This is a genomic window from Sphingomonas melonis (genome assembly GCF_013409985.1).
GTDB classification, from domain to species: Bacteria; Pseudomonadota; Alphaproteobacteria; order Sphingomonadales; family Sphingomonadaceae; genus Sphingomonas; species Sphingomonas melonis_A.
Genome location: NZ_JACCBY010000001.1, coordinates 1291631 through 1312590, shown reverse-complemented (window position 1 = coordinate 1312590; position 20960 = coordinate 1291631). Strand labels below are relative to the sequence as shown.

Annotated in this window: 19 protein-coding genes; 9 read left to right on the top strand and 10 right to left on the bottom strand. The window is 68.1% G+C overall.

Annotated features, from left to right (window positions below):
• The first annotated feature begins 81 nt into the window (after positions 1 to 81).
• Complete coding sequence (locus HD841_RS06290) at positions 82 to 1278, top strand: acetyl-CoA C-acyltransferase (RefSeq protein ID WP_179507948.1); 1197 nt, start codon at positions 82 to 84, stop codon at positions 1276 to 1278.
• 56 nt (positions 1279 to 1334) lie between these two features.
• On the opposite strand, the gene HD841_RS06285 is transcribed toward HD841_RS06290, so the two are convergent.
• A complete protein-coding gene (locus tag HD841_RS06285) occupies positions 1335 to 1817 on the bottom strand; it encodes a c-type cytochrome (protein ID WP_445013691.1) in 483 nt (160 codons plus the stop codon).
• On the opposite strand from HD841_RS06285, the gene HD841_RS06280 reads away from it, so the two are divergent.
• Positions 1809 to 2222 (top strand): hypothetical protein, encoded by a 414-nt coding sequence (locus tag HD841_RS06280; protein ID WP_179507947.1) that lies wholly within the window; start codon positions 1809 to 1811, stop codon positions 2220 to 2222. The genes HD841_RS06285 and HD841_RS06280 overlap by 9 nt on opposite strands.
• Here HD841_RS06280 and HD841_RS06275 read toward each other — a convergent pair.
• The 5 genes from HD841_RS06275 to HD841_RS06255 all read right to left on the bottom strand — a co-directional run bounded on the left by HD841_RS06275 (position 2205) and on the right by HD841_RS06255 (position 11175).
• Positions 2205 to 3554, bottom strand: coding sequence for a dihydrolipoamide acetyltransferase family protein (locus HD841_RS06275; RefSeq protein WP_179507946.1), 1350 nt, complete (start codon positions 3552 to 3554; stop codon positions 2205 to 2207). The two genes, HD841_RS06280 and HD841_RS06275, sit on opposite strands and share 18 nt — an antisense overlap.
• A 1-nt stretch (position 3555) precedes the next feature.
• On the bottom strand, positions 3556 to 4563 hold the full coding sequence (locus HD841_RS06270; RefSeq protein ID WP_179508126.1) for an alpha-ketoacid dehydrogenase subunit beta: 1008 nt from the start codon (positions 4561 to 4563) through the stop codon (positions 3556 to 3558).
• 184 nt (positions 4564 to 4747) lie between these two features.
• A complete protein-coding gene (locus HD841_RS06265; protein WP_373562936.1) occupies positions 4748 to 6055 on the bottom strand; it encodes a thiamine pyrophosphate-dependent enzyme in 1308 nt (435 codons plus the stop codon).
• Between the two features lie 402 nt (positions 6056 to 6457).
• Positions 6458 to 7459 carry a fumarylacetoacetate hydrolase family protein gene (locus tag HD841_RS06260; RefSeq protein ID WP_179507944.1) on the bottom strand — a complete coding sequence of 334 codons (1002 nt, stop codon included), beginning with the start codon at positions 7457 to 7459 and terminating at the stop codon, positions 6458 to 6460.
• 290 nt (positions 7460 to 7749) lie between these two features.
• On the bottom strand, positions 7750 to 11175 hold the full coding sequence (locus HD841_RS06255; RefSeq protein WP_179507943.1) for an autotransporter domain-containing protein: 3426 nt from the start codon (positions 11173 to 11175) through the stop codon (positions 7750 to 7752).
• 378 nt (positions 11176 to 11553) lie between these two features.
• Between HD841_RS06255 and HD841_RS06250 the strand changes: the two genes are divergently transcribed.
• Together HD841_RS06250 and HD841_RS06245 are read left to right on the top strand one after the other, a co-directional pair.
• Positions 11554 to 12942, top strand: a complete 1389-nt coding sequence (locus HD841_RS06250) for a DEAD/DEAH box helicase (protein WP_179507942.1) — start codon at positions 11554 to 11556, stop codon at positions 12940 to 12942.
• A gap of 204 nt (positions 12943 to 13146) precedes the next feature.
• On the top strand, positions 13147 to 13413 hold the full coding sequence (locus HD841_RS06245) for a hypothetical protein (RefSeq protein WP_179507941.1): 267 nt from the start codon (positions 13147 to 13149) through the stop codon (positions 13411 to 13413).
• A gap of 126 nt (positions 13414 to 13539) precedes the next feature.
• Here HD841_RS06245 and HD841_RS06240 read toward each other — a convergent pair whose 3' ends face one another.
• Positions 13540 to 14319, bottom strand: a complete 780-nt coding sequence (locus HD841_RS06240) for a crotonase/enoyl-CoA hydratase family protein (RefSeq protein ID WP_179507940.1) — start codon at positions 14317 to 14319, stop codon at positions 13540 to 13542.
• Between the two features lie 172 nt (positions 14320 to 14491).
• Between HD841_RS06240 and HD841_RS06235 the strand changes: the two genes are divergently transcribed.
• The gene (locus HD841_RS06235) at positions 14492 to 14917 is read left to right on the top strand and encodes a PaaI family thioesterase (RefSeq protein WP_179507939.1); all 426 of its coding nucleotides are present in this window, start codon (positions 14492 to 14494) and stop codon (positions 14915 to 14917) included.
• Positions 14914 to 15309 (top strand): PaaI family thioesterase, encoded by a 396-nt coding sequence (locus tag HD841_RS06230; protein ID WP_179507938.1) that lies wholly within the window; start codon positions 14914 to 14916, stop codon positions 15307 to 15309. Before HD841_RS06235 ends, HD841_RS06230 begins: the two co-directional genes overlap by 4 nt.
• Before the next feature lie 96 nt (positions 15310 to 15405).
• On the opposite strand, the gene HD841_RS06225 is transcribed toward HD841_RS06230, so the two are convergent.
• Together HD841_RS06225 and HD841_RS06220 are read right to left on the bottom strand one after the other, a co-directional pair.
• On the bottom strand, positions 15406 to 16224 hold the full coding sequence (locus tag HD841_RS06225; protein WP_179507937.1) for a shikimate 5-dehydrogenase: 819 nt from the start codon (positions 16222 to 16224) through the stop codon (positions 15406 to 15408).
• Positions 16225 to 16440: 216 nt separating this feature from the next.
• On the bottom strand, positions 16441 to 17583 hold the full coding sequence (locus HD841_RS06220; protein ID WP_257015262.1) for a PQQ-dependent sugar dehydrogenase: 1143 nt from the start codon (positions 17581 to 17583) through the stop codon (positions 16441 to 16443).
• A 163-nt stretch (positions 17584 to 17746) separates the two neighbouring features.
• On the opposite strand from HD841_RS06220, the gene rimP reads away from it, so the two are divergent.
• Genes rimP through HD841_RS06205 form a run of 3 tightly spaced genes read left to right on the top strand, consistent with a single transcriptional unit; the run spans position 17747 to position 20242 of the window.
• Entirely contained in the window at positions 17747 to 18334 is a 588-nt protein-coding gene (gene rimP, locus HD841_RS06215; RefSeq protein ID WP_179507936.1) for a ribosome maturation protein RimP, read from the top strand.
• A gap of 1 nt (position 18335) precedes the next feature.
• On the top strand, positions 18336 to 19997 hold the full coding sequence (gene nusA / locus HD841_RS06210; RefSeq protein ID WP_179507935.1) for a transcription termination factor NusA: 1662 nt from the start codon (positions 18336 to 18338) through the stop codon (positions 19995 to 19997).
• Positions 19997 to 20242, top strand: a complete 246-nt coding sequence (locus HD841_RS06205; RefSeq protein ID WP_179507934.1) for a tautomerase family protein — start codon at positions 19997 to 19999, stop codon at positions 20240 to 20242. Before nusA ends, HD841_RS06205 begins: the two co-directional genes overlap by 1 nt.
• A gap of 178 nt (positions 20243 to 20420) precedes the next feature.
• Here the strand turns inward: HD841_RS06205 and HD841_RS06200 are convergent, their stop codons facing one another.
• Positions 20421 to 20729 carry a GIY-YIG nuclease family protein gene (locus HD841_RS06200; RefSeq protein WP_179507933.1) on the bottom strand — a complete coding sequence of 103 codons (309 nt, stop codon included), beginning with the start codon at positions 20727 to 20729 and terminating at the stop codon, positions 20421 to 20423.
• Between the last annotated feature and the right edge of the window lie 231 nt (positions 20730 to 20960).

The window sequence follows — 20960 nt, the reverse complement described above, 5'->3', positions numbered from 1 at the left end:
TGCGGCAACAGGGCAGCCCTTCCAACGGCGACGGGAACAGCCTAGACAGGTGCCATACCCGATCCTCTAAAGGACTGCCCGATGCGTGAAGCTGCGATCGTCTCCACCGCCCGTACCGGCATCGGCAAGGCCTATCGCGGCGCGTTCAACGCGACCGAGGCGCCGGTGCTTGCCGCACACGTCATGAACGCCGCCGTGGCGCGCGCCGACATCGACCCGGCGCGGATCGACGACGTCTTCTGGGGCGTCGGCAACCAATGGGGCACGACGGGCGGCAATGCCGGCCGCATGGCGGTCTTCGCCGCGGGGCTGCCCGAGAGCGTGCCGGCGGTGACGCTCGATCGCAAATGCGGGTCCGGGCTGAGCGCGGTGGCGCTGGCGGCGCGGACGATCATCTGCGGCGAAGCCGACGTAGCGCTGGCCGGCGGGATGGAGTCGATCAGCCACACCGTCGGCAAGGATGCGCCCCGCTCCGTCAATCAAAGCGTCGTCGCGCGCCAGCCGGCGGCCTATGTCCCGATGATCGAGACTGCCGAGATCGTCGCCGAACGCTATGGCATCAGCCGCGCCGCGCAGGACGATTATGCCGCGATGAGCCAGCAGCGCGCCGCCGAGGGTCTTGCGCGCGGCGCCTTCGCCGAGGAGATCGTGCCGATCACGGTCGAGCGGGCGCTGTTCGATGCCGCCGGGGCGCGGACCGGCAGCGAAACGGTCACCGTGACGCAGGACGAGGGTATCCGCCCCGGCACCACCGTCGAGGTACTGGCCGGGCTGAGGACGGTGTGGGCCGGCGGCGCCTTTACCGGGCCGGGTCGCCACGTCACCGCCGGCAACGCGAGCCAATTGTCGGACGGCGCCTCGGCGCAATTGCTGATGGACCGCGCGACCGCGCAGGCGGAGGGCAAGGACATCCTCGGCGTCTATCGCGGCTTCCAGGCGGTGGGGTGCCGGCCGGACGAGATGGGGATCGGCCCGGTCTTCGCGGTGCCCAAGCTGCTCGCCCGCGCCGGTCTGTCGGTCGGTCATATCGGTCTGTGGGAGATCAACGAGGCCTTCGCGTCGCAATGCCTCTATTGCCGCGACACGCTGGGGATTGATCCGGCCCGCTGCAACGTCAATGGCGGCGCGATCGCGGTCGGGCATCCGTTCGGGATGACCGGCAGCCGGCTGATCGGCCATGCACTGATCGAAGGGCGCAAGCGCGGTGTGCGGTATGTCGTGGTGACGATGTGCACCGCCGGCGGGATGGGCGCGGCGGGCTTGTTCGAGATCGTATGACGATCGGCACGACCCGCTATCCGTAGAGGCGATCCGGCGCGCACAAGCGCCAATGCCTAGTGCTGCGCCTGGAGGTAGGCGATCACATCCGCACGGTCGAGCGGATCGGCGAGGCCGGCGAAGCCCATCGACGTGCCGGGCGCAAAGGCCTGGGGATTGGTGAGCCAGGCGTCCATCCGCTCCGGCGTCCAGCGGCCGCCGACGCGTTGCAGCGCCGCGGTATAGCCGAAGCGCGGGCTGACCTGCGCCACCGGCGCCCCCATCACGCCGAACAGCGTCGGGCCGTTGCGATCGGGTGCGCCGCGACGGATCGCGTGGCACGCGGCGCAGCGCGCGAACTGGCGCTCGCCGGCGGAGACGCTGGCGACCCGCAGCAAGGCGGCGCGGTCGGGCGACGGCCCCGCCGCCGCGCGCCGGGCCTCGCGATCGTCCTTCGAACAGCCCGACAGCATCGCCGCGGCCGCCAGCCAGAGCGCGACCGCCGCACCGGCTTTGCCGGCTTCTTTACCTTTGTCCGATATGAACCGACCATGCCCCATAAGATCTTCGTCCTCGCGCTATCCGGCGCCGTTGCGGCGGCCGGCATGCCGATCCCGTCGGCGACGTCGATTCCCTCTTATGCAACGCATCGCCGCCTAGTGACGACCCGGGCGCTGGAGCAGCAGGCCTATTTCGCCCGGCGGCTGACCGTGGCCAGTCAGCGACTCGACCAACGCCAGCGTGCCGGCCTGATCGCGCCGGGACCCGCGGCGTTCATGCGCCAGGATCTGGAGCGGGTATGGAACGGCGTCGACCGCTATGTCCAGCGCGGTGCCGCGCTCACCCCTGAAGAGCGGGAGAGTTTCTGCGCGATGCTGCGCCGGGTGGAGGAACGGCTGGCGCGGGCGGAGACGCGGCACGCCGCCGGTCCCCGCCTTGCCAGCCGGTCAGTCGGCGAACAATAACACCGGCGTTTCGAGCTGCGTCTTGAGCGCCTGGACGTAGCTCGCCGCATCCCAGCCGTCGACGACGCGATGGTCGCAGCTGATCGACAGGTTCATCAGCTTGGCGCGGCGAATCTCGTCGCCGCGCCCCGTGAACACCGGGCGTTCGACGATCTTGTTGGGGCCGATGATCGCCACTTCCGGCCGGTTGATCACCGGCGTCGTCGCGATGCCGCCGAGCGGCCCCAGCGAGGTGACGGTGATCGTGCCGTTGCCCAGCTCCTCGGGCTTCAGCTTGTTGGCGCGCGCCGCCTCGGCGAGGCGGGCGATCTCGGTGGCGAGCTGCCAGACGTTGCGGTCCTGCGCGTCGCGGATCACCGGCACGGTAAGGCCGGCGTCGGTCTGCGCCGCCATGCCGAGATGGACACGGCCCGAGCGCGTCACCACGCCCGCCTCGTCGTCATAGCGCGCGTTGAGCATCGGGAAGTGCGGCAGCGTGCGGCAGATCGCGACGATCAGCAGCGGCAACAACGTCAGCTTGGGCCGCGCGCCGCGATGGTCGTTGAGGTCGGCGCGCATCGCCTCCAGCGCGGTGACGTCGATCTCGTCGACATAGGTGAAGTGCGGGATATTGCGCTTCGACGCCGCCATATTCTCGGCGATGCGGCGGCGCATACCGATGACGCGGACCTGCTCGTCGGCACGGGCGCGCGATGCGCCGGGGGATTGATAGCCCTGGCCGGCGTTGTAGCGCAGGAAGGTGTCGAGATCGGCATGCCGGACGCGATCGGCGTCGGTCTTCACCTGCGCGAGGTCGATACCGAGATCGCGCGCACGCGCACGCACCGCGGGCGATGCGAGGACATGCTCTCCCCTCCCGCTTGCGGGAGGGGCCGGGGGTGGGCCCGGCGGAGCCGCAGCGGGGGTTCGATCAGGATCGGGTGCAGGCTCCGACTCGGGCCCACCCCCAGCCCCTCCCGCAAGCGGGAGGGGAGCGGTGGCGATGTCCTCCACCCCCGGATTCTCCGCCTCATATTGCTCGGCGACCTCGGCCTGCTCGGCCGACGGCGGCGCCGCGATCACCTCGCCCGCGCCCTCGCCCTCACCCGCATCCTCGGTCTCGATCACCACCAGCGCGGCGCCGATCGCGACCTGATCGCCGACCTCGCCCGCCAGTTCGACGACGACGCCCGACACCGGCGATTCCATCTCGACGGTCGCCTTGTCGGTCATCATGTCGGCGATATTCTGGTCTTCCTCGACCCGGTCGCCGACCGCGACATGCCAGGCGACGATCTCGGCCTCGGCGATGCCCTCGCCGATGTCCGGCAGCTTGAAGGTGAAGCGGGCCATCCTATGCGTCCTTCATGATCTTCTTGAGGGCCTGGCCGATGCGCACCGGCCCCGGGAAATACGCCCATTCGAGGCTGTGCGGATACGGCGTGTCATAGCCGGTGACGCGCTCGATAGGCGCTTCGAGATGGTAGAAGCAGCGCTCCTGCACCAGCGCCGACAGTTCGGCGCCGAAACCGCTGGTCCGCGTCGCCTCATGGACGATCATGCAGCGGCCGGTCTTCTTCACCGACTCCTCGATCGTCTCGATGTCGAGCGGCACCAGCGTGCGCAGATCGACGATCTCGGCATCGATATCGTGCTCCGCGATCACCGCGGCGCAGACATGGACCATCGTGCCGTAGCACAGGATGGTCAGCGCCTCGCCCTCGCGCACCACCGCCGCCTTGCCGAGCGGCACTTTGTAATAGCCGGTCGGCACCTCGCCGGCGGGATGCTTCGACCAGTTTTCCGACGGCTTGTCCCAATAGCCGTTGAATGGGCCGTTGTAGATGCGCTTGGGCTCGAAGAAGAGGACGGGGTCATTGTCCTCGATCGCCGAGATCAGCAGGCCCTTGGCGTCATAGGGCGTTGCCGGGATCACCGTCTTGATGCCGGACACGTGGGTGAAGATGCCCTCGGGCGACTGCGAATGCGTCTGGCCGCCGAAGATGCCGCCGCCGAACGGCGAGCGCACGGTCATCGGGCTGATGAACTCACCCGCCGAGCGATAGCGCAGCCGCGCCGCCTCGGAGACGAGCTGGTCGAGCGCGGGATAGATGTAATCGGCAAACTGGATTTCGGGGACCGGGCGCAGGCCATAGGCGCCCATGCCGATCGCGACGCCGATGATGCCGGTCTCGGTGATCGGCGTGTCGAACACGCGGGTCTTGCCGTATTTCGCCTGCAGGCCGGCGGTGGCGCGGAAGACGCCGCCGAAATAACCGACGTCCTCGCCCATCACCAGCACGTCGGGATCGCGCGCCATGCAGATGTCGAGCGCGGAATTGATCGCCTGGATCATGTTCATGCGGGCGGTGCCGGTGTCGGCGGTGTCGGCGACGGGTTCGCCCTGGATCGCGGTGTCGGTCATACAAAGCCCTCCGTCATCCCCGCGGAGGCGGGGATCCAGACGCGCAGGTGGAAGTGAGAGCCGCAGAGGTCGCGGCCATGGAGGCCCGCCCGCGCGGGGATGACGGATCGGCGGGGCGGACTCACGACTTGCGCGCCCATGGCCGGCCGCTCGCCTCTTCTTCCGCCATCATCTGCGCCTGCTGTTCGCGCAAATGCCACGGCATTTCCTCGAACACGCCGTCGAAGAGCGTATCGAGCGGCTGGTGCAGGCCATGGCCGAGGATACCGTTCTTCTCGGCCTCCTTCTGCTCGGCGCGGACATATTCGGCGAGTTCGCGGTCCTGCGCGGCGTGGCGCGCCTCGTCCCATTCGCCGATCACGATCAGATGCTGCTTCAGTCGCGCGATGGGATCGCCGAGCGGCCAGGCGGTGGGTTCGCCCGCGCTGCGATATTGCGTCGGATCGTCGGAGGTCGAATGGCCCTCGGCGCGATAGGTGAAATGCTCGATCAGCGTCGGCCCGGCATTGGTGCGCGCGCGCTCCGCCGCCCAGAGCGTCGCGGCATAGACCGCCAGCGCGTCATTGCCGTCGACGCGCAGCCCGGCGATGCCGTACCCGATCGCACGCGCGGCGAAGGTCGTCGCCTCCGCCCCGGCGAACCCCGAGAAGCTGCTGATCGCCCACTGGTTGTTGACGACGTTGAAGATCACCGGCGCACGATAGACCGCGGCGAAGGTGCAGGCGGAATGGAAGTCGCCCTCCGCCGTCGATCCCTCGCCGCACCAGGCGGCGGCGATGCGCGTGTCGCCCTTGGCGGCCGAGGCCATCGCCCAGCCGACCGCCTGCGGATATTGCGTGGTGAGATTGCCCGAGATCGAGAAGAAGCCGTGGTCGCGCGCCGAATACATGATCGGCAGCTGCTTGCCCTGGAGCTTGTCTCCGCGGTTCGAGTAGATCTGGTTCATCATCTCGACCAGCGGATAGCCGCGCGCGATGAGCAGCCCCTGCTGGCGATACGACGGAAAGCACATGTCCTCGAAGTCGAGCGCCTGCGCGGCGGCGATCGCCACCGCCTCCTCGCCGGTCGCCTTCATGTAGAAGCTGGTCTTGCCCTGCCGCTGCGCGCGGAACATCCGCTCGTCGAAGGCGCGCAGCAGCGCCATGTTGCGCAGCATCCGGCGGAGCATGTCCGGCGACAGCTTCGGGTCCCACGGGCCGACCGCGCGGCCGTCCTCATCGAGGACGCGGACCATCGTATAGGCGAGGTCGGTGAAGTCGTGCGCCGAGGCCGCGGTGTCAGGGCGTCGCGCGGCGCCGGCGGGCGGCACGTCGACGCCGACGAAGTCGACCGCATCGCCGGGCCGGAACTTGGGCTCGGGCACGTGCAGCGTCAGCCCGGGCAGGTTCCGGGGCGGCTGCCCATCGGCGCGAGGATGCTCGCTGGCCACCATCTCTCTCCTTCACGTCCGACGAGGGTCGCCGGCGCTGTTGTTGGATCGTGTTGCGCGCCTGTAATTAAATTTCAAGCGGCTTTTCGGTGGATCGAGCCATTCGGATGCATCGAACGAGCGCCATGCTGCGCCAGCAGCGCGGTGAGATCCCTCAGCGCCAGAGGGATTGGCCATGAGCATCCTTTTTGCCCCCACGCTTGCCAAACTCCCCCGTCACCCCGGACTTGTTCCGGGGTCCACCCCGCGGCGAGGAGAATGGCTTGAGAACACAGCGTTCCCCCGCGGCCCGGTGGACCCCGGAACAAGTCCGGGGTGACGGACGCGAAGAGGACGCCGATCGAACCTCCTCACTCCAGCCATAGGCGACACCCCTCCCCCTTACGGGCAGAGAACCAGCCGTCACTCCACCGTCTGTTCGATCACGCCGAAGATCGGGTGGTGGCGGTCGTCCTCGGCCCAGATGCGCACCGTATCGCCCTTGTGCAGGAACGGCGTCGTCGCCTTGCCGGTGGCGATCGTCTCGACCGTGCGCAGTTCGGCGAGGCAGGAATAGCCGACGCCGCCCGCCGCGATCGTCTGCCCCGGACCGCCGTCGGGGCCGCGGTTCGACACCGTACCCGAACCGACGATCGTCCCCGCCCCCAGCCGGCGCGTCTTGGCGGCATGCGCGACCAGCGTACCGAAGTCGAAGGTCATGTCCTCACCCGCCTCGGCGCGGCCGAACGGCTGGCCGTTGAGATCGACATGCAGCTTGCGGTGCAGCTTGCCGTCCCGCCACCAGTCGCCGAGCGCCTCCGGCGTGACGAACACCGGCGAGAAGGCGCTCGCCGGCTTGGACTGGAAGAAGCCGAAGCCCTTGGCGAGTTCGCCGGGGATGAGGTTGCGCAGGCTGACGTCGTTGGTCAGCCCGACCAGCCGGATGCCGGCAAGCGCCTCCTCGCGACTCGCACCGAGCGGCACGTCGCCGGTGACGACGACCACCTCCGCCTCGAGGTCGCAGCCCCACGCCTCGTCGGCAAGCGGGATCGGGTCGCGCGGGCCGAGGAAGCCGTCCGAGCCGCCCTGATACATCAGCGGATCGTGCCAGAAGGTCTCGGGCATTTCGGCGCCGCGCGCCTGCCGGACGAGTGCGACATGGTTCACATAGGCCGAGCCGTCCGCCCATTGATACGCCCGCGGCAACGGCGAGGCGGCGTCATGTTCGTGGAAGCGCGCGCGCGGGATCACCTCGTGGTCGAGGTCGGTGGCAAGATTCCGGAGGTCCGGCAGCAACCGGTCCCAGTCGTCGAGCGCCGCCTGCAGCGTCGGCGCGATATGCGTCGCATCGGCGCACCAGGCGAGATCGGTCGAGACGACGACGAGCCGGCCGTCACGGCCCTTCTTGAGACTGGCGAGTTTCATCCGGGCGCATCCTCTATGTCGTTGGCCTGCCGGTGTATCGGCTGGCGGACCGGGTTGCGACGGAAAAGTATCGCCCGATACGACATGCGCCTCCATCCCAATCGTCATCCCGGCGAAAGTCGGAACCCATGGATGCGCCGCGGCCGATGATGCGCGGCTACGCGCGTTCACCGCGACCATGGGTCCCGGCTTTCGCCGGGATGACGAATTGTGGAGATGACGAATGGGGCAAACGACAAGGGCCGCCCTCCCCTGCGGGAGAGCGGCCCCGGCCCTGCTTCAACGACAGATCAGAACTTGAACTTGATCGCGCCGCGATAGGCCTGGTTGCGCACGTCCTTGCGCGCGACCGTCGTGTCGGCGCTGACCGACAGCTCGACCCGCTCGGTGGCATAGGACAGGCCGGCCGCCAGTTCGGCCCAATCCTGATCCTGGCTCGACAGGCGGAAGCCCGCCGGTGCGGTGCCGCCGATGAAATTGGCGGTGAACACGCCCGGCTGGTCCTTGAAGTCGTGGACGTAATAGGCCGAGGCGAACGGCTTGATCACGTCGCCGCCGGCGACCTGCACGCCGGCACGCCCCTGTGCGCTGTTCAGATTGTACCGGTCGAAGCGCAGCGCGCCGTCGCCGCCGGTCTCCACCGTCGGCGTGAAGCCGATATGGTTGACCCGCGCCGCGATCCGCGGCCCGACCTGCACCCCGCCGAGGTCGAACATCTGCGCGACGCCAACCTCCGCCGACACCGCCAGCGCATTGTCGCGGCTGCGCAGCGTCGAGGCGAGCGTGGCGATCGCCACGGTACGCCGCGTATACGCCTGGAACACGCCGCCGCTGACCTGCGCGTCGAGCACCTGCCCGCTCGGCCCCTGCAGCTTGCCGAACAGCGTGCCCTGGAACAGCTCGCCGCGCGCCGACTGGCCGACGCCGCCGGTGGTGCCGTCGAGCTTGCTATAGCCGAAGCCGAAGCCGAGCACGCCGGTGTCGCTGACCTTCGCCTCGATGCCGCTGACGACGTAGAAGCCGTCGAAATCGTCGCGGCCGCCCGCCGGGTTGGCGTCACGCAGGCTGCGGCTGTCGCCGTCGACATAGCCGCCGGCGATGAACACGTTGACGTTTTCGGGCAGCACGCCCTCGCGTACCGTCGTCGAGGTCGTGTCGCTCGCCGTCGCCTGCGTCATCGGCAGGTCGCTCGCCATCAGCGCGGCGAATTGCAGCGGCTGGCCGGTCATCGTCAGCGTCCCCGACAGCGGTTCACTGGCGTCGAGCGCACCGAGATGCTGGCGGTAGAAGCGCGACATATTCTCGGTCGCGACCGTGCCCATGCCGTATTTCAGCGGCGTGGTCCGCGGTGCGAGCCCTTCCAGCGTGGAGCGGATCGTCCCCGCATCCTGCAGATCGAGCACGCCGTACAGGCCGGACAAAGCGTTGTAGTTGCTCGCGCGGTTGCGATCGAGCAGCCCGGCGAAGGCGGTCTGGATCGGCGTCGCGGCGACGACGCTGGCATAGCTGCCGGCGATGATCCGCGCCTGCACCGCATTGGCCGAATAGACGAACTGCGGCGTCAGGATCGCCGACAGCGCCGCGGGCGACTGGAAGGTGCCGGCGACGCCGCCCGCCGCGGTGACGATCGTATAGACGTCGTTGTAGCGGATCAGATGCCCGGCGACCGGGGCGAAGCCGACACGGCCGCCGATGCTGGCGATGCCGTCGGTGGTGCCGTTGCGCACCACTGCGACGCGGTCCGACGTGCCGTTGGGGCCGACGTCGACGAGCAAGGTGCTGCCCGAGGCGAGGATGAGGTTGCCGCCGACGGTCAGCGTGCCGATCGTCCCCATCGTGCCCGGCGCGATGATGCCGGTCGCGCTGGTGAGGAACGGTGTGTTGATCCGGCCGCTGCCGGTGAGCAGGCCGCTCATCAGGAAATAATCGCCACGCGTCGACAGCGTGCCGTCGACCTGCACCGCGCCGGTATATTGGTTGACCGCCATCAGGCTGGTCAGCGATCCCGCCGAGGTGATCGCGAGCTTGGCATTGGTGCCCGCGACGCTGAACCGGTCGATGGTCACCGCGGTGTCGAGCGTCGTCGTGCCCGCCGCGCTCAGCGTCACGTCGTAATAGCGCGCGCTGCGCCGCGTCGCCGCATCGGGATCGATGTTGTTGGGCACGAAGTTGGTCGCGCCCGGCAGGCCGTTGGCGAGCGTCGCGGCCGGCAGCGCCGCAGCCGCCGCCTCGCCGGCCGCCGCGGTGGCAGCAGCGGCGTCCACATCGATCTTGCGCACGGTCGCCTGATCGTTGCCGCTGCTCGCGGTGCCGCCCTGCACGCCCGGTTGCGCCGTCGCGACCGGCTGGCCGTCGACATAGGTGATCTTGGTTTTCACGTCATAGCATTGGTCGTAGTTGAACGCCGGCTCCTGATCGCAGACCTGGCCGAACTTGTTCTCCGCATCGGGCGCGATGCCGAGGCCGGGCGCAGTCGGCACGCCGTTGGCGAGCTGGCCGTTGACAATCACCTGATAGGCGGGATCGAGCGCCGTGACCCAATGGCTGGCATCGCTCCACTTGCCGTCACCGGCGACCGTATTGGCGTAGCGATACGGATTGTTGGCGAGGATATAGTCCCAATAGAGATAGAGCGGCTGATAGAAAGCGGTCGTGCCATAGCCGCCGCGGACCTGGCCGCTGAACGTATAGCTGCCCGACAGCACGCCGATAACGGTCGCCTTGTTGAACGTCCGGTCAAGGATCAGCGGGCCGCCCGAATCGCCCGGTCCCGTCGTTCCCTCGCGGGGCAGCGCCTCGTCCTTGAACAGATTATAGTCGCCGGGATAGCGGCGGGTCGGATCGTCGAAGTCGGTCTGGTACAAATTGGCGGGCAGGCCGGCGTTGCCGCCGAACAGGCCGAAGTAGAAATCGTCGATCGACCCGAGCAGCCCGACGTAATTCTCCGCGACGCGGCGACGGTAATCGATCGCGCCGCTGGCGCCGGTCAGGCCGGTGCCGTTGGTGCCGTAACCGGTGATGGTGACGTGATAGCCGGTGCCGGTCGTGTCGTCGATCGACGCGGGCGCGGGCAGCGGCGAGAACAGCATCGTCCAGGTCGGCACGTCGGCCGCCGGCGTATCGAAGGTCGCCAGCGCGACATCGGCCTGCAGGAAGTTGTTGGCGAGGCCGAGGTTCAGCGAGTCCGCATTGTAGACGACCTGATTGACGTTGTAGAAATGGTTGGCGGTGCTGGTGCTGTAGTTGCTGCGGAACCAGGCGCGCTGTCCGGCGATCGTGTCCGCCTCGAAACCGAAGCCCATCGGCAACTGCCCGGCGCCCTTGCCGTAGTTCCACGGGTTCATCGCCGTGCCGGTCGGGCTCTCGTTGACGCAATGCGCCGCGAACAACACGGTTCGCGGGTTGATCAGCGTGCCGGTGCACAGGCCGACGAAGCCGTTCTTCTGATCGATGATCATCTGGCCGACGCCGTTGACGCCCTGATCGAGGATCGTGCCCGGCGTGCCGGGATTGGAGATGACGACGCTCGGATCGGCCTGCGGCAGCGTCTGCGTTGCCGCCCCGCCCTGCATCTCGGCAATCGGCAGGATGCCCTTCAGGCTCATCGACACATCGGAAATCGCCGTCTGGGCCTGGGCGGCCCCCGGCAGCGCGATCAACGCCGACGATGCGAGCAGGACGCGGCGCGTCGTGCGACGCAATGCAGAATGCAGCATAATGTTTTAATCCCCTGATATTCGGCCACTCTTCGCGGTCTCGAATGACGGGGAGCCTATGGGGCGGCGGAAGCAAGTCAAGGCAAGATGATAGGCAAACTTCTATTATAAACGCGAAGATGCCGGAAGGGTTGGCTTGAGGACACACTTGCAACCGATTCCGGCCGGCCTTGACTTTTGCCGCGTTGCAGCGCACATGGCAGCCCATCGAGGCGTCATGCAGCGTGAACGGGTTGGCTCTGCCACCCCCGGCTCCGCCTCGGTCGATACGCTCAGGGCTTCCCTATTCACGCGGGGTGTCAGTTTTCCCCGCCCCCTGCGAGCCGTGTCCCAATGGATGCCGGCGCGCGGGTAAGGCCCGATTTGAAAGTTGTTTCCATGTCATTCGCCACTCTCGGCCTCGCCGAGCCGCTCGTCCGCGCGCTCGAAGCCAAAGGCTATACCACCCCCACCCCGATCCAGGCGCAGTCGATCCCGATCCTGCTCGAAGGCGGCGACCTGCTCGGCATCGCGCAGACCGGCACCGGCAAGACCGCCGCATTCGTGCTGCCCTCGATCCAGCGCCTCACCGAGAACCAGAAGCGCGTGCTGCCGACGCATTGCCGCATGCTCGTCCTCGCGCCGACGCGTGAGCTCGCCAGCCAGATCGCCGACAATGCGCGCGGCTATGGCCAGTTCAGCAAGCTGTCGGTCGCGACCGTGTTCGGCGGCACCAGCATCAACAAGAACCGCCAGGACCTCAGCCGCGGCGTCGACATCCTCGTCGCCACGCCGGGTCGCCTGATCGACCTCGTCGAACAGGGCATGTGCAACCTGTCGATGATCGAGATCCTCGTCCTCGACGAAGCCGACCAGATGATGGATCTCGGATTCATCCACGCGCTCAAGAAGATCGTGCGGATGATCCCGCGCAAGCGCCAGACGCTCTTCTTCTCGGCGACGATGCCGGTGGCGATCCGCGAACTCGCCAACCAGTTCCTGCACGAGCCGAAGACGGTGTCGGTCGTCCCCGCCTCGACCACCGCCGAGCGCGTCGACCAGTACGTCACCTTCGTCAATCAGGCGGAGAAGCAGGCGCTGCTGACGATCGTGCTGCAGGATCCGACGATCAATCGCGCGCTCGTCTTCACCCGCACCAAGCATGGTGCGGACCGCGTCGTGAAGCTGCTCGCCGGCAACGGCATCGCCGCGAACGCGATCCACGGCAACAAGAGCCAGGGCCAGCGCGAGCGCGCGCTCGGCGAGTTCAAGGACGGCAAGACCAAGGTGCTGGTCGCGACCGATATCGCGGCGCGCGGCATCGACGTCTCGGGCGTCAGCCACGTCATCAACTTCGAACTGCCGAACGTGGCGGAGCAATATGTCCACCGCATCGGCCGCACCGCGCGCGCCGGGGCGAGCGGCATCGCCGTCGCCTTCTGCGCGGACGACGAGCGTCCGTACCTCAAGGACATCGAGAAGCTGACGCGTCAGAAGGTCGCGGTGCGGCCGCTGCCCGACAATTTCACCGCGCTGTCGAACGAGATCAAGGCGACCCGCGTCAAGGCGATCGGTGCCGATCCCGCGCCGCGCGCCGACCTGCCGCGCGGCCAGCGTCAGCCGGCGCGTCCGCGCGCCACGCATGCGCCGACCGCGACGCGCAACTATGCCAACGCCAGCCGTGGCGGCCAGCGCGGCGGCGCCGGTGGTGGCAGCGGCGGCGGTGGCCGCGGCGGCCGTTCGGGCGGCGGCGGTGGTCGCGGCCAGGGCTCGGGTGCGGCACGTTAAGCGCTAGCCAGCTTTCTACCCACACCGTTTGCCCTGAGCCTGTCGAAGGGCATTGGGTCTCAGGCCCTTCGACAGGCTCAGGGCGAACGGGTGGAGTAAGTGCTGACATCGATCGGCCCCGCGGGAGCGATCCCGCGGGGCCGTTCCGTATTCATGGCAACCTGCTGCAATGTGAGGCATTGTTCCGGCAGAGGAGATGATGCCATGGACATATCGACCACCCCGCTGCCTGAACGGATCGCCCGCGTGCTCGCCGGGCAACGGATCAGCGCCAACGCCGGCGGCGACGCCGAGAGCGCCGGCGAACAGGTCGATCTGGCGTGGCGCGACTATCTGGCGGACGCGCGCGCAGTGCTGCGGACGCTGCGCGAGCCGGACCGCAAGATGGCGGCGGCAGGCGATCCGGCGGTGTGGGAACGGATGGTGCTCGCGGCGATCGAGGAGTCGAAGCCCGAAACCGTCGTGCTGTAAGCGAGCCTGACGCACGTTCCGCCTGCCCTCACCCTGCGGCGCTGCGCGCCTTTTCCCTCTCCCGCCGGGGGGGGAAGAGACGGCGAAGCCGGCGACAGGCAGAGGGTAGGCGCGGAACGCTGCCGATCAATCCTCGAACACCGGCGCGCGCTTGGCCATATTGGCGGCGACCGCCTCCATCATGTTGCGCTTGCCGATCACCTTCATCTGCTCTTCGGTTTCCGCCTTGAGCATATCGCGCGGATCGGCATCGTGCGCCATGTTGAGCAGCCGCTTCGCGCCGCGGATCGCATGCGGGCTACGCCCGGCGATCGTCCGCGCCAGCGCCAGCGCCTCGGCGAGCGGGTCCGCCGCCAGCCGCGTCACGAAACCATGCGCCAGCGCCTCCGCCGCATCGAATTCGCGCGCGGTATAGACGAGTTCGCGCAGCACGTCGTCGCGCACCAGCCCGCGCCAGATCGGAAAGCCCGCCATATCGGGTACCAGCCCCCAATGCGCCTCGCGGATCGCGAAGCGCGTGTCCGGCGCGGCGATGCGGATATCCGCGCCCGACATGATCTGAAAGCCGCCGCCGAAGGCGACGCCGTGCACCGCGGCAATGACCGGCATCGCCAATTGCCGCCATCCCCAGGTAACGTGCTGAGGCGGGATCGCGCCCTGCGCATTGCGCTCGGTCGACATCCCCGATCCGCCCTGCGCCATGCTCGCCATGTCGAGGCCGGCGCAAAACCCCCTGCCCTCGCCCGACAGCACGACGCAGCGCACGTCGCGCCGCCCGGCGAGTTCGTCGATCGTCGCGCCGATCGCGGTGAACATCGCCGGGTCGATCGCATTCATCTTGTCCGCGCGCGCAAGCCGGACGTCGGCGATCCCGTCGGTGACGTTGAGGGTGACGCGATCGTTCATGGCTCTCTCCCATTGCCCGCTCCAACCCGTTCGTGCCGAGCCTGTAGAAGCACCGTGGGACTCACGCCCTTCGACAAGCTCAGGGCAAACGGGACGGGTGGGGCGTCCGTATCGCCACGCTACCGCCACCCCGCGCGTTGCGCTACCGCCGATGGCGTGTAGAGACAAAGGCATGAGCGGCTTCAACATCGACGCCTTCATGGCGCACCGGTTCGGTGGTCATGCCGGGGCGCTGGGCATCGGCTATCACGGCCGCGGCGACGGCTGGGTCGAGCTGGCCCTGCCCTATACCGACGCGCTGGTCGGCGATCCGGCGAGCGGCGTGCTCGCCTCGGGACCGATCATCGCGCTGATGGACATGGCGACGAGCATCGCAGTGTGGGTCAAGCGCAACAAGTTCGCGCCCCAGGCGACGCTCGACCTCCGCGTCGACTATCTGCGCCCGGCGGTGCCGGGGCGGACGGTGATTGGCCGCGGCGAGTGCCTGCGCCTTACCCGCTCGATCGCCTTCGTGCGCGGCATCGCCTATGACGAGACTCCCGACGATCCGCTCGCGCATGTCGCGGGGACGTTCATGCTGATGGATGCGATGGCATGACGCCACAGGCCAGCCTGCCGCCTTATGCCAAATTGCTCGGCATCACGCTGACCCCGCGCGACGGCGCGGCGCCGATCCTGTCGCTGCCGTTCGCGGATGACGTGCTGGGGCGGCCCGGCTTCCTGCACGGCGGCGCGATCGCGGGCCTGCTCGAGGTGGCGGCGATCGTCTCGCTGCAACATGCGCTTGCCGAGGAGGGCGGCGGCCGGATCAAGCCGGTCAACGTCACCGTCGACTTCATGCGCGGCGGTCGCGACAAGCCGACGCAGGCCGAGGGGATCGTGACCCGGCTCGGCACGCGCATCGCCAATGTCGAGGCGGTGGCGTGGCAGGACGACCGCGCCAAACCGATCGCAAGCGCGCGGATGAACTATCTGATCGTGCGGGATTGATCCGCTTCTTCGTCACCCCGGCGAAAGCCGGGACCCATGGACACGATGTCGGGGTCCCGGCTTCCGCTGGGATGACGCAGGGATCGAGGGCGGCGCTTACCCCCGCGCCACCCGCTCCGCGTCGGCGACCTGCTCGGGCGTCGGCGTGACGCCGGTGTAGAGCACGAACTGCTCCAGCGCCTGGAGCGTGCCGATCGCCGCGCCGGTGATCACCCGCTTGCCGGCGTCACGCGCGGCGCGGAGCAGCGGCGTATCGGGCGGCAGCGCCACTGCGTCGAGCACCAGCTCCGCCGCCGCGATCGTGTCGCGGTCAAACGCCAGCGCATCCGCGTCCGGCCCTTCCATGCCGAGCGGCGTGACGTTGGCGATCAGGCCGGCAGTGCGCCCGTCGACCTCCGCTGCCCAATCCCAGCCGACCGAGGCGGCGAGCGCGCGGCCCGCGGCCTCGTTGCGCGCGACGATCGTGCCACGGGTCAGTCCGGCGTCGCGCAAAGCGGTCGCCACCGCCTTGCCCATGCCGCCCGAACCGCGCAGCATCGCCGTCGTACCCGCCGCCACTCCAGCCTGTTCGACCAGCGTGCGCACCGCCGAATAATCGGTATTGTGGCCAGTCAGCCGGCCGTCGTCGTTGACGATCGTGTTGACGCTGTCGATCGCTGCCGCCGAGCCTTCCAGTTCGTCGAGCAGCGGGATCACCGCCTCCTTGAACGGCATCGAGATCGCGCAGCCGCGGATGCCGAGCGCGCGGATGCCGCCGATCGCGGCGGGCAGATCGGTGGTGGTGAACGCCTTGTAGACATAATCGAGCCCGAGCAGCTCGTAGAGCCGGTTGTGGAAGCGCGTCCCGAAATTGCTCGGCCGCGCCGACAGCGACATGCACAGCCGCGTGTCACGGCCGATCAGGGGTTTGGTCATGGTCGTTCCTTCTCAATTCCTCCCCCGCTTTAGCGGGAGTGCAGGGTCGATCATGCCCCCGGCATGATCTTGGATTGCCGGGGGCAATCCAACCCTGCACTGGAACCGCCCGCGTCAGCGGGTGGTGGAGGGGGCGTTTCCGCATACGGCATGTCTACCGTATCCTCCCCCTCCGTCACGGCTTCGCCGTGCCACCTCCCCCTGGCGGGGGAGGATTTAATTCGCCGTCAGCCGGATCAACCGCCCCTGCGACTTGCCGCCATCCTCGATCAGCCAGATCGCACCGTCCGGCCCCTGATCGACGTCGCGGATACGCGCGCCCATCGGCCATTGATCGCCCTTCCTCGCATCCTGCCCGTCTAGGTCGACGCGGACCAGCGACTGCGACGACAATCCCCCGATGAACGCATCCCCCCGCCATTGCGGGAACATCTTGCCCGAATAGATCATCAGCCCGCCCGGCGAGATCACCGGATTCCACCACACCTTGGGCGGTTCGTAGCCGTCACCCGGCGCATGATCGGGGATGTCGCGGCCGTCGTAATGGCTGCCGTTCGACACGTTGGGCCAGCCGTAATTGCGCCCGGGCATGATGAGATTGACCTCGTCGCCACCCTTCGGCCCCATCTCCTGCTCCCACAAACGCCCCTCGCTGTCGAAGGCGATGCCGAGCAGGTTGCGATGGCCATAGCTCCACACCTCGGGCGCGAAACCCTTGGCGGCGAGCGGGTTGCCCGGCGCCGGCTTGCCGTCGAGCGTCAGCCGCAGCACCTTGCCGAGCGTCGCCTGCGGGTCCTGCGCGGGGGTGAATTTCTGCCGCTCGCCGTTGGTGAAGAACAGCGATTCGCCGTCGGGCGCGAAAGCGATACGGCCCGAGTAATGGCCGTCGCCCTCGACGAACGGTCGCGCCTGGAACAGCGCCTCGATCTCGCCGAGCCGGTCGCCGCCCCGGCCGTCGTCGCGCAGCCGGCCGCGTGCCAGCACGACGCCCTTGCCGCCCGCGCCCTTGGTCGAATAGCTGAAATAGATCCGCTTGCTCGCCGCGAAATCGGGCGCGGGGACGACGTCCATCAGCCCGCCCTGCCCCGCCGCATCGACGGGAAGCGTCGCGATCGTCTGGCGGCGCTTGCCGTCGGGCGACAGCAGGATCATCTGCCCCGCCTTCTCGGTCACCACGATCCGGTCGTCGGGAAGGAAGGCGAGCGCCCAGGGCGAGACGAAATTGGCGACCACCGTCGCGCGGAACGGCTTGGCCGAGGGCGGCGTCTCGCCCGCCTGCGCGTCCCCCTCGGTCGCGGGGGCGTTCCCCGAGCAGGCAATGAGCGTGATCGGCAAGGCGGCAAACAGAGCAAGACGCATGATATTCTCCCGGTTGCCGTCTTATACGCACGATGGTCGACGAGGATGCTTGCTTCCACGCGGCTGCAAGCGTATATGACGACTGCCTTCTCTTACATCGTCAGGTGAAAGAGGCTGCGGGGGACCCCCTCCGCGGCGGCGGACACGCATATCTGGAGCCTGCATGGCGGACATCGCCCACCTCACGCAACTGATCGAACCGGAAGCCCGCGCGCTGGGTTTCGACCTCGTGCGCGTGAAGATGTTCGGCGGCAAGTCCGACCCCACGTTGCAGGTGATGGCCGAGCGGCCCGACACCGGCCAGCTGACGATCGACGATTGCGCCGATCTGTCGCGCCGCATCTCGGACGTGCTCGACGCGCTGGAAGCCGAGGGCAAGGACCCGATCGAAGACGCCTATCGCCTCGAAGTGTCGTCGCCCGGCATCGACCGGCCGCTCACCCGGCCGCAGGATTATACCAATTGGGCGGGTCACGAGGCGAAGATCACGCTCGTCGAGAAGATCGACAATCGCAAGATCCTGACCGGCGACCTCGTCGGCATCGACGGCGACAAGGTCACGATCGACGTGCGCGGCTATCAGCCGATGACGGTCGCGCTCGACCAGATCCACGACGCCAAGCTGACGATCACCGACCGCCTGCTCGCGGCCACCGCGCCGCTGTCGAGCGAAGGCGCCGACGAATTCGAAGAGGTGTCCGACGACACCGACTCCAACGACAATCATGCCCTTAGCGAAGGACAGAAGTAAGATGGCCACCGTCGCCACCGCCAACCGCGCGGAACTGATCGCAATCGCCAACTCGGTCGCCACCGAGAAGATGATCGACAAGAGCATCGTCATCGAGGCGCTCGAGGAAGCGATCCAGCGCGCCGCCAAGACCCGCTACGGCATCGAGAACGACATCCGCGCCAAGCTCGACCCGAACACCGGCGACCTGCGCCTGTGGCGCGTCGTCGAGGTGGTCGAGGCAGTCGACGATTATTTCAAGCAGGTTGACGTCGCCCAGGCGCAGAAGCTGCAGAAGGGCGCGGTCGTCGGCGACTATATCGTCGATCCGCTGCCGCCGATCGAATTCGGCCGCATCCAGGCGCAGGCGTCGAAGCAGATCATCTTCCAGAAGGTCCGCGACGCCGAGCGCGAGCGCCAGTATGAAGAGTTCAAGGACCGCCAGGGCGAGATCATCACCGGCGTCGTCAAGCGCGTCGAGTTCGGCCATGTCGTCGTCGACCTCGGCCGCGCCGAGGGCGTTATCCGCCGCGACCAGCAGATCCCGCGCGAAGTGGTGCGCGTCAACGACCGTATCCGCTCGCTGATCCTCAACGTCCGCCGCGAAAACCGCGGGCCGCAGATCTTCCTCAGCCGCGCGCACCCCGACTTCATGAAGAAGCTGTTCGCGCAGGAAGTGCCCGAGATCTACGACGGCATCATCACCATCCAGGCCGCCGCGCGCGACCCGGGCAGCCGCGCCAAGATCGGCGTCATCAGCCGTGACAGCAGCATCGATCCGGTCGGCGCCTGCGTCGGCATGAAGGGCAGCCGCGTGCAGGCCGTCGTGCAGGAGATGCAGGGCGAGAAGATCGACATCATCCCCTGGTCGCCCGATATCGCCACCTTCGTCGTCAACGCGTTGCAGCCCGCTTCGGTGAGCCGCGTCGTGATCGACGAGGAAGAGGAGCGGATCGAGGTCGTCGTTCCCGACGATCAGCTCTCCCTCGCGATCGGCCGCCGCGGCCAGAACGTGCGCCTCGCCAGCCAGCTCACCGGCAAGGCGATCGACATCCTCACCGAGCAGGATGCCAGCGAGAAGCGCCAGAAGGAGTTCACCGAGCGGACCGAGATGTTCCAGAACGAGCTGGACGTCGACGAGACGCTGGCGCAGCTGCTGGTCGCCGAGGGCTTCGGCGCGCTGGAAGAGGTCGCCTATGTCGAGCTCGACGAGATCGCCGGCATCGAGGGCTTCGATGAGGACCTCGGCCAGGAGCTGCAGAGCCGTGCGCAGGAAGCGCTCGACCGCCGCGAGGCCGCCAACCGCGAGGAGCGGATCGCGCTGGGCGTCGAGGACGCGCTGATCGACATGCCGTATCTGACCGAGGCGATGCTGGTCACGCTCGGCAAGGCGGGGATCAAGACGCTCGACGATCTCGCCGATCTCGCCACCGACGAATTGGTCGAGAAGAAGCGCGTCGAGCCGCGCCGCCGCAACGAGGACGCCCCCAAGCGCCCCGAGCCGAAGGGCGGCATCCTCGCAGAATATGGCCTGAGCGACGAACAGGGCAACGAGATCATCATGGCCGCGCGCCAGCATTGGTTCGCCGACGACGAGGCTCCGGCCGCGACCGAGGCTGCCGATGACGATGCGGACGCCGCAGACGCGACCGAGACGACCAAAAGCGAGGCGGAGGAAGCCTGATGCCGTTCGTCTCGATCCGACTGGCGGGCAGCGCGACCCGCGACCAGAAAGCGGGGATCGTCGCCGACGTGACGGCCTCGCTGGTCACGCGGCTGGGCAAGAACCCGGCCGCGGTCCAGGTCGTGATCGAGGAGGTCTCGACGGAGAATTACGGCGCCGGCGGCCAGCTGATCGCCGACCGCGACGCCGCGCCGGCGGCGCCGGCACCATCGAGGGAGGACGCGCATGCGGTTCCCTCACAATGAGGCGCTAGCGCTCCAGCAGGTTCGCGATCAGCGATGCGACTCGCGGGCGACCGCGGGCACGCGTGCGGCTGTGCGGCTGTTTCTTAATGGTAGCGGCGTGGCACCCGTTTCGCCCCTCGCGATCCGTCACCCCGGACTCGTTCCGGGGTCCACCCCGCGGCGGGGGGAGCAGCCGGGGTCAGTCCAGCGGCGGCAGCCCGAGGGCGACCGCCAGATCGTGCCAATCCGGATTGTCGCGCTCGATCAGGTTCTTCTTCCAGTCGCGCCGCCACGCCTTGATGCGTTTCTCGCTGGCGATCGCGTCGGCCATGGTCTCGGTGGTGTCGAACCACACCAGCCGCACGATGCCGTAGCGACTGGTGAAGCCTGCGTACGTGCCGTCGCGATGCTGCATGATGCGACCGATCAGGTTCGACGTCACTCCGGTGTAGAGCGTGCCGTTGAAGCCGCTCGCCAGTATGTAGACGCAGGGTTGCCGGTCCCTCATGCCCGGGAATTTGCCGCGCCGTGGACCCCGGAACAAGTCCGGGGTGACGATTCGGTGGAGACGAAGCGGGTGCCACATATCCGCCGTCACCCCGGACTCGTTCCGGGGTCCACTCCGCGGCGGGGAGAGCGGTGTGCGACCGGCGCGGGCGCTCAGAGCCCGCGTCTTGCCGACGCCATCATTCAGCCTAGGGACTTGCGGTCGCGCCTTCCCCACGCCGAGAAGCACGCC